Source organism: Myroides albus (assembly GCF_009711045.1).
Lineage (GTDB): Bacteria > Bacteroidota > Bacteroidia > Flavobacteriales > Flavobacteriaceae > Flavobacterium > Flavobacterium album_A.
The window spans coordinates 29859-42394 of record NZ_WMJX01000014.1 but is presented as its reverse complement, the minus strand read 5'-3'; the positions used below and the strand labels follow the sequence as shown (position 1 = coordinate 42394).

The 12536-nt window shown below is 34.4% G+C and carries 8 protein-coding genes and 1 pseudogene; 4 read left to right on the top strand and 5 right to left on the bottom strand.

Annotated elements, in window-relative coordinates; genetic code table 11:
• Window positions 1-14 precede the first annotated feature (14 nt).
• The 3 genes from ccoN to GJV76_RS08390 form a co-directional block, all read right to left on the bottom strand.
• Complete coding sequence (gene ccoN, locus GJV76_RS08400; RefSeq protein ID WP_155092177.1) at window positions 15-2195, bottom strand: cytochrome-c oxidase, cbb3-type subunit I; 2181 nt, start codon at window positions 2193-2195, stop codon at window positions 15-17.
• 6 nt (window positions 2196-2201) lie between these two features.
• Window positions 2202-2423, bottom strand: a complete 222-nt coding sequence (ccoS, locus tag GJV76_RS08395) for a cbb3-type cytochrome oxidase assembly protein CcoS (protein WP_155092176.1) — start codon at window positions 2421-2423, stop codon at window positions 2202-2204.
• A gap of 62 nt (window positions 2424-2485) precedes the next feature.
• The gene (locus tag GJV76_RS08390; protein WP_155092175.1) at window positions 2486-4888 is read right to left on the bottom strand and encodes a heavy metal translocating P-type ATPase; all 2403 of its coding nucleotides are present in this window, start codon (window positions 4886-4888) and stop codon (window positions 2486-2488) included.
• Window positions 4889-5004: 116 nt separating this feature from the next.
• Here GJV76_RS08390 and GJV76_RS08385 point away from each other — a divergent pair, with 116 nt between their 5' ends.
• The 4 genes from GJV76_RS08385 (at window position 5005) to GJV76_RS08370 (ending at window position 8425) form a co-directional block, all read left to right on the top strand.
• On the top strand, window positions 5005-5688 hold the full coding sequence (locus GJV76_RS08385) for a Crp/Fnr family transcriptional regulator (RefSeq protein ID WP_155092174.1): 684 nt from the start codon (window positions 5005-5007) through the stop codon (window positions 5686-5688).
• An 88-nt stretch (window positions 5689-5776) separates the two neighbouring features.
• Window positions 5777-6799 (top strand): DHH family phosphoesterase, encoded by a 1023-nt coding sequence (locus GJV76_RS08380; RefSeq protein ID WP_155092173.1) that lies wholly within the window; start codon window positions 5777-5779, stop codon window positions 6797-6799.
• Complete coding sequence (gene gldI / locus GJV76_RS08375) at window positions 6792-7337, top strand: gliding motility-associated peptidyl-prolyl isomerase GldI (protein ID WP_155092172.1); 546 nt, start codon at window positions 6792-6794, stop codon at window positions 7335-7337. The genes GJV76_RS08380 and gldI overlap by 8 nt, the downstream gene beginning before the upstream one ends.
• A gap of 8 nt (window positions 7338-7345) precedes the next feature.
• Window positions 7346-8425, top strand: coding sequence for a peptidylprolyl isomerase (locus GJV76_RS08370; RefSeq protein WP_155092171.1), 1080 nt, complete (start codon window positions 7346-7348; stop codon window positions 8423-8425).
• A gap of 89 nt (window positions 8426-8514) precedes the next feature.
• Here the strand turns inward: GJV76_RS08370 and GJV76_RS08365 are convergent, their stop codons facing one another.
• Both GJV76_RS08365 and secA read right to left on the bottom strand, forming a co-directional pair.
• Window positions 8515-9156 (bottom strand): DedA family protein, encoded by a 642-nt coding sequence (locus tag GJV76_RS08365; protein WP_155092170.1) that lies wholly within the window; start codon window positions 9154-9156, stop codon window positions 8515-8517.
• Window positions 9157-9380: 224 nt separating this feature from the next.
• A pseudogene (gene secA / locus GJV76_RS08360) lies at window positions 9381-12449 on the bottom strand (preprotein translocase subunit SecA); the annotation flags it as partial.
• Window positions 12450-12536 lie beyond the last annotated feature (87 nt).

Sequence of the window (12536 nt, the reverse complement as noted above, 5' to 3'; positions counted from 1 at the left end):
ATTCACTTAATAAATTATTCTTCTACTTTTTTAATATCAGTTCCTAATCTCTGTAAGTATGCAATTAAAGCAACGATTTCTCTATCACTCATTGGCACAAACGTTTCGCCTTTAGCTTCAGCACGTTCTATACTTTGTTTATAAGACTTAATATAATCTGGATCACTCTCTAAGTTTAGAGCTATCAATTCAGCTTGATCAGCAATACTCTCCTTAGCATTTGCAATATCTTCATCAGTATAAGGAACACCTAATGTTCTCATTACACTCATTTTCTTCTCAATCTTAGAATAATCCGCTGCTTCATTTCTAAATAACCATTTATAACCTGGCATGATAGAGTTTGGAGATGTAGATTGAGGGTCAAACATGTGGTTGTAATGCCAGCTGTCTGAATATTTACCACCTACTCTAAATAAATCTGGACCAGTTCTTTTTGAACCCCATAAGAATGGGTGATCGTAAACATATTCTCCTGATTTTGAATACTGACCATAACGTTCAACTTCTGAACGGAACGGACGTACCATTTGAGAGTGACATCCAACACATCCTTCTCTAATATACAAATCACGACCTTCTAACTCTAATGGTGTATAAGGTTTTACACTTGTAATAGTTGGAATATTAGATTTTACAAATATTGTTGGTAAAATTTGAACCATACCACCAATAAGAATAACTACCGTAGTAAGAATAGTAAATTGAACAGGTCTTCTCTCTAAATGAGCGTGCCATCCTTCTCCTTTTAATCTACCAGAAGAAATTCTTTGTAACGCAGGTGCTTCAGCTAATTCATCTTCAACTTTTTGACCAGCAGAAACAGTTCTAGCGATATTGTAAATTAACACGAATACCCCTGCTAAATATAATGTACCACCAATTGCACGCATAATATACATCGGCATAATAGCAGTAACAGTTTCTAAGAAGTTACCATACATTAAAGTTCCATCAGGGTTGAAGTCTTTCCACATCAAGTGTTGAGAGAAACCTGCAACATATAACGGAATTGTGTATAAAATAATACCTAAAGTACCAATCCAGAAGTGGAAGTTTGCTAACGATTTAGAGAACAATTCAGTTTTAACCATACGTGGGATTAACCAGTACACCATACCAAATGTCATAAATCCATTCCAAGCTAATGCACCAACGTGAACGTGAGCTACGATCCAGTCAGTATAGTGAGCGATAGCATTTACGTTTTTCAACGATAACATTGGTCCTTCAAATGTAGCCATACCATAACCAGTAATACCTACAACGAAGAATTTCAATACTGGCTCAACTCTAACTTTATCCCAAACACCACGAAGTGTTAATAAACCGTTGATCATACCTCCCCAAGATGGCGCAATCAACATTACAGAGAACACAACTCCTAAGTTTTGTGCCCATTCTGGTAAAGCAGAATACAACAAGTGGTGAGGTCCAGCCCAAATGTATAAGAAGATTAATGACCAGAAGTGAATAATAGAAAGTCTATATGAATAAACTGGTCTATTAGCCGCTTTAGGTAAATAGTAGTACATCAACCCTAAGAAAGGTGTTGTTAAGAAGAATGCTACCGCATTATGCCCGTACCACCATTGTACTAATGCATCTTGTACCCCTGCGTAAACTGAATAAGATTTCAATCCACTTACTGGTAACTCTAATGAGTTAAAAATGTGTAATACAGCTACTGTCACAAACGTTGCTAAGTAGAACCATATTGCTACATAAATATGACGCTCTCTTCTTTTGATGATTGTCATAATCATGTTTACACCGAAAGTTACCCAGATTAATGCAATTGCAATATCAATTGGCCACTCTAATTCGGCATACTCTTTTGAAGTTGTGAAACCTAATGGTAACGTAATCACAGCTCCAATTAAAATTAATTGCCATCCGTAAAAGTGAAGATTACTTAAAAAATCACTGTACATTCTGGCTTTACATAATCTTTGTAAAGAATAATAGATTCCTCCAAAAATAGCGTTACCAACAAACGCAAAAATTACAGCGTTGGTGTGTAATGGTCTTAATCTCCCGAAACTTAACCACGAAATACCGTCAGTTATGTTAGGAAATATAAACATTACCGCTAATAGTAAACCTACAAGCATACCTACCGCACCAAAGAATATTGATGCATAAAGGAATTTCTTTACAATTTTGTTGTCATAGTAAAATTGTTGCACTTCCATAGTTGTTTATATTTGATTTTCTCTTTGATTTTTATTTAAACTCTCTTTATTTGATTTTTGGGACGAAGGCTCTTTATCGCTAACCTTTATCTCATCGTCAAACAGCATGCGTACCGAAGGTGTATAAGCATCGTCGAACTGCCCATTCTTCACTGACTTGATGAACAAGTACAGAAAAATGCCAGCTACAACTACACTGATACTAATTAAGAAATATATAACACTCATACCTAAAAATTATATGTCAAAATTAACATTATCGAAATTGGTAAAATATGATAATCGTCAGTTTATCGATTTATATGATCCTCATTAAGATTTTTTCTCGCAAAATAATTAGTCATAATCGTCACGAAACTGATGATTGATATCGTACTTGCAGGCATTATAATTGCTGCAACTAACGGCGACATTTTGTTAAACAAACAAACCGTTATACCAATAACATTATACGTTAATGCTAATATATAACTTAATTTAATAATTTTAACAGAATTAATCGAGTATTTAAGAAAATTATCTAAATATGAGAACATATGAGCATCTAAAATCGCATCACTTGCAGGTGTAAAAACATTAACATTCTCAGAAATGGACACCCCTACATTACTTTGAGCCAAAGCTCCAGCATCATTCAAACCATCTCCTACCATCATAACATTTCCACCTTCTTCTTGTAAAGACTTCACATATTCTAACTTTTCTTCTGGCTTCTGATTAAATGCTAAAACAGTACTCTCAGGTAACAATTCTCTTAACACAACAGCTTCCCCATCGTTATCTCCCGATAGAATAACTAATTTATAACCTGACTTGTCTAAACTTTCAAACAAATCAATTACACCTTCTCTATAGTGGTTAGCAAATATAAATTTCCCCTTATACTTACCGTCAACCTGGATGTGTACTGCAGTTTCGTTGATTACTTTGTCATCATGTATACCGACGAGTTTAGGTGAACCTATTAAGTAATTTTTACTGTTAATTGTACCATTTAATCCCAAACCTGGTATTTCTTCAAACCACTCAGGTTTAGCAATAACCTTCGTCTTTAAAAAGCTATATAATTTTCTACTTAAAGGGTGATTTGACCCCCTAATAATATTGCGAATATCACTCTGTTCTTCTCGTGTAAGATCACTACCTACGTACTGAATAGTCGAAGTTGCATTTGTAGTAATAGTTCCCGTTTTATCAAAGACAACAGTATTTACTTTTGCCATTTGCTCGACAACAGTCACATTCTTTAAGTAAAACTTTTTTCTACCCAATATTCGAATTGCATTTCCCAAAGTAAATGGAGCAGTCAAGGCTAAAGCACAAGGACAAGCGACAATTAAAATAGCAGTAAATACATTGAAAGCACTATTAAGATCAACAATCGACCAACCGACAAACCCCAAGATAGAAATAGTCAATAGTACAGGCGTAAAATAGTGACTAATAGTATCTGTAATCGTCTTGTATTTCATATCTACTTTCTTTTGAAATACATCGTTACTCCACAGTTGAGTTAAGTAACTTTGAGAAACAGAATTAACAACCTCTACCTCTATTACATCTCCCACTTGTTTTCCACCTGCAAACAATTTATCTCCAGATTTCTTTTCAACTGGAACAGCCTCTCCCGTCACAAAACTATAGTCGATGAAAGCTGATTCAGAAATTAATATAGAGTCAACAGGTAACAATTCTTGATTTCTAATGAGAAGACGATCGCCTTTTTCTACATCGTAAATTTGGATAGGCTCTTCTACATTATCACTTCCCAATTTGGTAATAGCAATGGGAAAATACGATTTATAATCGCGTTCAAAAGAAAGGAAATTATAGGTTCTTTGTTGGAATAGTTTCCCTAATAACATAAAGAACACCAACATGGTCATACTGTCAAAAAATCCTGGCCCTAAATCGAATACGATATCTACAGTACTGCGAATAAACATAACGATAATACCGAGAGCCATGGGAATGTCAATCGTGTAATTCTTAGATTTAATTCCCTTCCAAGCTGCTATATGATAAGGAGAAGCGGAATAAAAGAAAACAGGAAGAGAAATGATCAATATCAACCAACGAAAGAAATCTTTATACTGACGCATCCAAACGTCATCTATGTTAAAATATTCCGGAAATGACAACATCATAACGTTGCCAAAAGCAAAAAATGCAATTCCGATTTTATATATTAAACTACGGTCAACATTTTGTGGTTTATCATCATAGTTCTTTAAACTAATATAAGGTTCATAACCTATTTTATTAAGCAATAATACAATCTCTTTTAAAGTCGTCTTTTGCTTATTAAACGTGATAGTTGCCTTCTTTTCAGGGAAATTAACTAAAACGCGATAGACCCCTTGATTTAGTTTATTCAAGTTCTCCAAAATCCAAATACAAGAACTACAATGAATATGTGGAATATAAAGAGAAACAATTGAAGTTTCTCCTTCGTCAAACTCGAGTAACTTACTAATAATCTCTGTTTTATCAAGAAAATCATACTTGCCATTTGCTTCTTCTGGGGTTGCTCCTGGCGATTGTTGCATGTCGTAATAGCAGTTCAAGTCATTTTCACTGAAAATTTCATATACTGTTTTACATCCATTACAACAAAACTCTTTTCCATCAAAATCGATTCGATTAAAAGTAGTTACCTCATTACCACAGTGATAACATCCTTTTTTACCCATAATATTTGCTCATTTTACCTTATACAAATTTCAAAGTTTATATTAGTAGAATATATGATATTTATCATAAAAAAAACCTATCTTTGTATAATATTTTAACAGATATAAAAAAATTTATGAGCAGATGTGAGCAATGTATTATAAGGGAATTTAGTTCTTTAAAAGCTTTAACTCGAGATGAGCTTGAAACTATTTCTGAAACAAAAACCCATTTCATTGTAAGAAAGGGTGAAATTCTCTTTTTGGAAGGTGATAACCTAAATGGAGTATATTGTGTTAAATCAGGTTTCTGTAAGTTAACCAAATTGAATTCTAACGGAAAAGACACAATTATTAAGTTAGCGAAAAGCGGTGAATTACTTGGTCAGAGATCAATTATCAATGAAGAAACTTCAAATCTTACTGCTACTGCATTAGAAGATATGCAGGTTTGTTTTATCCCTAAGAAAGAAATGTTAGACTACTTCTCTGACAACAACAAGTTCTCTCTATTAGTAACAAGGGATATCTGTAATCACTTAAAAGATGCCGACAAAGGCCTTGCAGATCACACCCATAAAACTGTAAAAGAGCGATTAGCTATTATGCTACTGAAACTTGAAGAACTTGGTGGTGTTGATCCTGAGACTAAATCTTTAAATATTCAACTGTCGCGTGAAGACCTTGCGAATATGGTGGGTACTGCAACAGAAAGTTGTATCAGACTTTTATCTGACTTAAAGAAAGAAGGAATTATTCAATTATCTGGTAAAAAGATAATTTTAGTTGACAAAGCTGAACTTAAAAATTTAGCACAATAATTACACTCTTTACTTTATTTAACGGTCGTTTATTATGATTTTAATATAAATATGCCTTATTTTAGCATCCAAATTTGTATCACATATCATGATAAATGAAAATAAATTAGAAGCATTAAAATCTATTATTGCCTCTGGAAATAACTTTGTAATAATTCCTCACCGCAATCCTGATGGAGATGCTATTGGTTCAACTCTTGGACTATACCATGTACTTACTAAATTAAATAAAAAAGCAACTGTTATAACGCCTAATGATTTTCCAAACTTCCTTTCTTGGATGCCTGGTACAAATAGCATTGTAAACTTTGAATACCACAAAGATAAAGCCTCAAAGCTTATGCAAGCTGCTGACTATATCTTTACCTTAGATTTTAATGTTCTACTGAGAACTGGAGATGAAATGGAGAAATACTTGTCAAACATCGACAAGCCATTTATCATGATCGACCACCACCAAATGCCTGGCGATTATGCAGAACTAACTTTCTCTCATCCTGAATTTGGCTCTACTTGTGAATTACTATACACTATACTTAGCAAATTAGACTTTGCCAAATACATAAGCAAAGATGCTGCTACGTGTATCTACACAGGTATAGTGACCGATTCTGGCTCTTTTCGCTTTCCAAAAACAAATGCGGCTACGCATAGAGCTATTGCAGATTTAATTGAAAAGGGAATTGACAACCCTCAAATTCACAATAATCTTTTTGACAACAGTAGTTATAATAAACTACAGTTAATGGGAAGAGCGCTTCAAAACCTGATAGTATTACCAGAGTACAACACTTCCTTTATCTTTCTAAAAGATAGTGACCTAAAAGAATTCCAGCACGAAAAGGGCGATACGGAAGGTTTAGTCAATTATGGTTTAAGTATTAAAGGCATTGATTTCACAGCCTTCTTTATCGAAAGAACGGAAGAAAACATAATTAAAATTTCCTTTAGATCACAGGGCAACTTTGATGTCAATAAGCTTGCAAGAGCCTATTTTGAAGGAGGTGGTCACGTTAATGCTGCTGGTGGAAAATCAACCAAATCCTTAGCAGACACAATTGATTATTTTAAAGATATTGTTTCAAAACATAAAAATGAGTTTTATGATTAAGACTTTAAAATTTGCTTTTTGCTTACTTTCTCTATTCACGCTAACCGCTTGCTTTCAACAAGAACAAGCGAGAAAGCCTATTAGCGAAAAAAGAAGTACTGTTATAGATAACTCAATAGACAGAAATAAAAATCTATTGGAAAGTGAAGAAGCAGTTCTTTCGCATTACATTTCATCAAATAAAGATCAACAGTTTTTAAATTCTAAAAACGGCTTTTGGTACGCTTATCAGAACAGACAGATCAAAGACTCTATCCTCCCTCAAAAAGGCGATAAATTGATCTTTACCTATGAAGTCAAAAGTATGAATGACAGCCTGATTTACGACAAAAGTGAAATTGGCAACATTGAATACACAGTAGATCAAGATGAATTACTACCGATTTTACGACAAAGCTTAAAGCTGATGAAGCAAAAGGAAATTTTAAAGGTTTTAACCCCTTCTTCTTTAGCCTATAGCTACTTAGGAGATAAAGACAAAATCCAAAAGAATCAACCGTTAATATTTGTAATCGAATTAAAATCAATAGAAAAATAAAATTAAATATGAAAAATATGACTAGTCTATTTTTAAGTCTTGTAGCTGTCTTTGCTTCATGTACTTCTCAGAAAAGCGACTTACCAGATGGTCTTTATGCTGATATAAAAACCAACAAAGGACACATCGTGATTGAGCTTGAGTACGAAAAGGCACCTATTACAGTAGCTAATTTTGTGAGCTTAGCTGAAGGAACAAATCCATTAGTGGATAAAAAGTTCAAAGGGAAACCATTCTATGACGGATTGACTTTCCACCGCGTAGTAGCGGATTTTGTTATCCAAGGAGGAGATCCTGATGGAAATGGTGCTGGCGGTCCAGGGTATGTATTTAAAGATGAGTTTGACCCAACTTTAAGCCACGATAAACCTGGAACTGTATCTATGGCTAATAGCGGTCCTTTTACAAACGGAAGCCAATTCTTCATTACTCATAAAGAAACACAGTTTTTAGATAATCGCCATAGCGTTTTTGGTTATACTGTAAAAGGAATGGATATCGTAAACCAAATCCAAGAAAAAGATAAAATTGAATCTGTAAAAATCTTAAGAGTTGGTAAAGCAGCTAAGAAGTTTAATGCAGAAAAAGTTTTTAAAGAATACTCAGAGAACGAATCTAAAGCGAAAAAAGAAAAAGAAGAAAAGTTAGCAGCAGTTCAAAAGGAATACGCAGACAAATTTGCTACTCTAAAAGCACAAGCTAAAAAAACTGATTCTGGGTTACTATATGTGATCACTGAAACTAAAGAGGGAGCAAAAAAACCAAATATTGGCAATCAAATAGCTGTGCATTACGCAGGTTTCTTTGAAAATGGAACCCTATTCGATACAAGTGTTGAAGAATTAGCTGAAAAATTTGACATACACGATGCACAAAGAGCTGCTTATAATCAATATATCCCTATTCCATTCAAATATGGTACTAAAACAGGACTATTACCTGGTTTCATAGAAGGTTTTGAACAAATGAAAATAGGCGACAAAGCAGTAATCTTTATCCCTTCCCATTTAGGTTATGGAGAAAGAGGTGCTGGTGGAGTTATTCCTCCAAATACTGACTTAGTTTTTGAGTTAGAATTGGTAAAATAACATCGCGATATAAAATAGAAAAAGGTTAGCTTAAAATAAGCTAACCTTTTTTATTTCCCAAGTAACTAAAACTTACTTAGAGAAACTATTTATGCTTTTTTACTCAATTTCACTTTCAAAAATTCGTAAACAATTGGCAAGACTGACACCACTATTATCAACAAGACAATCTTTGAGAAATGCTCCTGTACAAACGGAATATTACCTAAGAAATAACCTGCCAAAGTTAAACTTAATACCCAAATCAAACCCCCTATCACATTATAAGTCATAAAGACAGAATACTTCATCTTTCCAACACCTGCTACAAAAGGCGCTAAAGTACGTACAATAGGGATAAAACGAGAGATAACAATAGTTCGTTCACCATACTTCTCATAAAAAGAATGTGTTTTATCAAGGTGTTCTTCTTTAATAATTTGCTTTCCAAAAAGTTTCACTCTTGTCAAGCGCATACCGACTTTATTACCAATCAGATAATTCAATGAATCCCCTCCAATAGCTGCTACTAACAAGATAATAATAGCCAGCGTAATACTCAATTCATCTGATTGAGCAATGAGCATTCCTGTTGCAAATAACAGAGAATCCCCCGGTAGAAAAGGCATTACAACCAAGCCAGTTTCAACAAAGACAATAAGAAATAAGATAACATAAATCCAAGTACCATACTGTTCTATAAACAAGTGCAGATACTTGTCTATATGCAAAAGATAATCTAATAATTCCATAAGATTACATAAAAGTGTTTTCTGTTTCTTTCAAAGATAAATATCTCTATTTCTCTCTTAACAAATTTCACAAAACAATAACAAAAAAACTCTTGAAAAGCCTTATAGTATAATATATAAAATAAAAAAGAGGTAAATTACTTTACCTCTCTTACTTTCTATAATAGAAAAACAATTAAAATTCAAATTTAAGCATTTACTTGACCACCTTCTTCTGGTACTTGTTGAACAGGTAAATCTGCTCTTGTCAAGAAAGTAGTAACTTCAGAGTCAATTTCTCCAATTGTCTTTCTAAACAATTCGAATGCCTCAAATTTATAGATCAACAATGGGTCTTTTTGCTCGTGTACTGCTAACTGCACAGATTGTTTAAGCTCATCCATTTTTCTCAAATGTTTCTTCCATGCTTCATCTAAGATCGTCAAAGTAATATTCTTTTCAAAATCCTCAATTAACGAAGCTCCTTCAGTTTGATAAGCCTTTTCTAAATTAGTTACAACGTTGATAGTCTTAATACCATCTGTAAATGGTACAACGATGCGTTCAAAGCTTCCACTGTTATTCTCATAAACGTTCTTAATCACTTTGAAAGCTTCAGCAGCACTACGTGCAGACTTATCACGATAAGCTGTAAACACAATATCGTACTGTTTGTTCGCAATAGCTACAAAATCTAATTTATTAAAATCATCTTCTGAAACTACGGTATTAATTCCAAAGTTGCGAATAATATCTAACTCAAAGTTTTTGTAGTCATTAGCCATTTTGTTAGACTCAACGATACGCTCACATAAGTCATACATCATATTGGCGATATCTACTTTTAAGCGCTCACCGAATAAAGCGTGCTTTCTTCTTTTATAGATAACCTCACGCTGTGCATTCATCACGTCATCATACTCTAACAAACGCTTACGAATACCGAAGTTATTCTCCTCTACTTTCTTCTGTGCACGTTCGATTGACTTGGTCATCATAGAGTGTTGGATAACTTCTCCATCCTCTAATCCCATTCTATCCATAATCTTAGCCACTCTTTCTGAACCGAAAAGACGCATTAAATTATCTTCTAATGACACATAGAACTGAGAACTACCTGGATCCCCTTGACGTCCCGCACGACCTCTTAACTGACGGTCTACACGACGTGAATCATGTCGCTCTGTACCAATAATTGCCAAACCTCCACGATCCTTAACTTCTTGTGATAATTTAATATCCGTACCACGACCTGCCATATTCGTTGCAATTGTAACAATTCCAGGTTTTCCTGCTTCTTCTACAATTTGCGCCTCTTGCTTGTGTAATTTTGCATTCAATACATTGTGTTGAATTCCACGCATCTTAAGAGATCTACTTAAAAGCTCTGAAATCTCAACTGAAGTTGTACCAATAAGTACTGGTCTTCCCTCTTGTGATAATTTAACAACATCGTCAATTACTGCTTTGAATTTCTCACGTACTGAACGGTAAATCTTATCTTCTTTATCATCACGAGCGATTCCTCTATTGGTAGGAATTTCCACTACATCTAACTTATAGATCTGTAGAAACTCTCCTGCCTCCGTTGTAGCCGTACCAGTCATACCTGCTAATTTATTGTACATACGGAAGTAGTTTTGAAGTGTGATTGTAGCAAACGTTTGTGTAGCCGCTTCAATTTTCACATTCTCTTTTGCTTCAATAGCTTGGTGTAACCCGTCCGAGTAACGACGACCATCCATGATACGTCCCGTTTGCTCGTCAACAATCATAATCTTATTATCCATTACCACATACTCTGTGTCTTTTTCAAACAAAGTATACGCTTTTAGTAACTGACTTAACGTATGGATACGCTCTGATTTTACACCAAAGTCTTGGAATAATTTATCCTTAGCTTCTGCCTCTTCTTCTTTAGATAGTTTTAAAGCTTCAATTTTTGCAATCTCAGTTCCAATATCTGGAAGAACAAAGAAAGTTTCGTCACCTCCTTGAGATAAGTATTTAATTCCATTATCAGTCAACTGAACAGAATTGTTCTTTTCTTCGATAACAAAGTATAGAGCCTCGTCTACAACGTGCATTTCTCTATTGTTATCTTGCATATAATGGTTTTCTGTTTTCTGAAGAATTTGCTTAACTCCTTCTTCACTCAAAAACTTGATTAAAGCCTTATTCTTAGGTAAACTGCGGTAAGATCTCAACAATAAAAATCCACCCTCTTTTGTATTTCCTTCGCGAATTAATTTACGAGCTTCAGCTAAATAACCATTTGCTAATTTTCTTTGAATCTCAACCAAACCAGCTACTGCAGGTTTAAGTTCATTGAACTCATGGCGATCTCCTTGAGGAACAGGTCCAGAAATAATCAAAGGCGTTCTTGCATCGTCAATTAAAACCGAGTCAACCTCATCGACAATAGCAAAGTTATGAGCTCTTTGTACCAATTCGTCTGGCGTATGTGCCATATTATCTCTAAGGTAATCGAAACCAAACTCATTATTAGTTCCATAAGTAATATCCGCAGCATAAGCAGCGCGTCTTCCTGGAGAGTTAGGTTGGTGATTATCGATACAATCCACTGTCATACCGTGGAACTCAAACAAAGGAGCTTTCCACTGGCTATCCCTTTTAGCAAGGTAGTCATTCACAGTTACAAGGTGTACACCTTTTCCTGTAAGCGCATTCAAATACAATGGAGAAGTTGCTACTAATGTCTTACCTTCCCCTGTCTGCATCTCAGCAATTTTACCCTCGTGAAGTACAATACCACCAATTAACTGAACGTCGTAGTGGATCATATCCCAAGTAACTTGCTTTCCAGCTGCACTCCATGAATTTGCCCAATATGCCTTATCCCCTTCGATAGTAACATATTCTTTACTCAATGCAAATTCTCTGTCTTGCTCTGTTGCAGTTACTTCAATCACTTCGTTTTCTTTGAAACGACGTGCTGTTTCTTTCACTACTGCAAAAGCCTCTGGCAAAATATCAAGCAATACTTTTTCTGTATTGTTGTATGCTTCTTTCTCTAATGAGTCAATATTTGCATAAATAGACTCTCTTGCATCGATATCTTGTGTCTTCTCAATCTCTTCGCGATAAGATGCAATCTTAGCATCTTGATCAGCACGAGATTGCTGAATAATATCTTTAAAATAAATGGTTTTAGCTCTTAGCTCATCATTCGACAAGCTCGCTAAACTACCTTCGTAGGTTTTTATTTTTTCTATTATAGGCTTTATAGCTTTGATATCTCTCTCCGATTTATCACCTACAAAAACCTTTAATATAGTATTTATAAGACTCATAAATTATATAGTTTATAATATTATAACTTTCAGTTTCTAAGTTTAAACAAAAAAAAAGCCTTGACTGAGGCTTTTTTCATTTTTATT

Bases quoted from the DNA above. Each gene is read 5' to 3' on its own strand.
- GJV76_RS08365 (WP_155092170.1), bottom strand. From the start codon at position 9,156: ATGGAATTATTAGATTATCTTTTGCATATAGACAAGTATCTGCACTTG.
- GJV76_RS08370 (WP_155092171.1), top strand. From the start codon at position 7,346: ATGAAAAATATGACTAGTCTATTTTTAAGTCTTGTAGCTGTCTTTGCT.
- ccoS (WP_155092176.1), bottom strand. From the start codon at position 2,423: ATGAGTGTTATATATTTCTTAATTAGTATCAGTGTAGTTGTAGCTGGC.
- gldI (WP_155092172.1), top strand. From the start codon at position 6,792: ATGATTAAGACTTTAAAATTTGCTTTTTGCTTACTTTCTCTATTCACG.
- ccoN (WP_155092177.1), bottom strand. From the start codon at position 2,195: ATGGAAGTGCAACAATTTTACTATGACAACAAAATTGTAAAGAAATTC.
- GJV76_RS08390 (WP_155092175.1), bottom strand. From the start codon at position 4,888: ATGGGTAAAAAAGGATGTTATCACTGTGGTAATGAGGTAACTACTTTT.
- GJV76_RS08385 (WP_155092174.1), top strand. From the start codon at position 5,005: ATGAGCAGATGTGAGCAATGTATTATAAGGGAATTTAGTTCTTTAAAA.
- GJV76_RS08380 (WP_155092173.1), top strand. From the start codon at position 5,777: ATGATAAATGAAAATAAATTAGAAGCATTAAAATCTATTATTGCCTCT.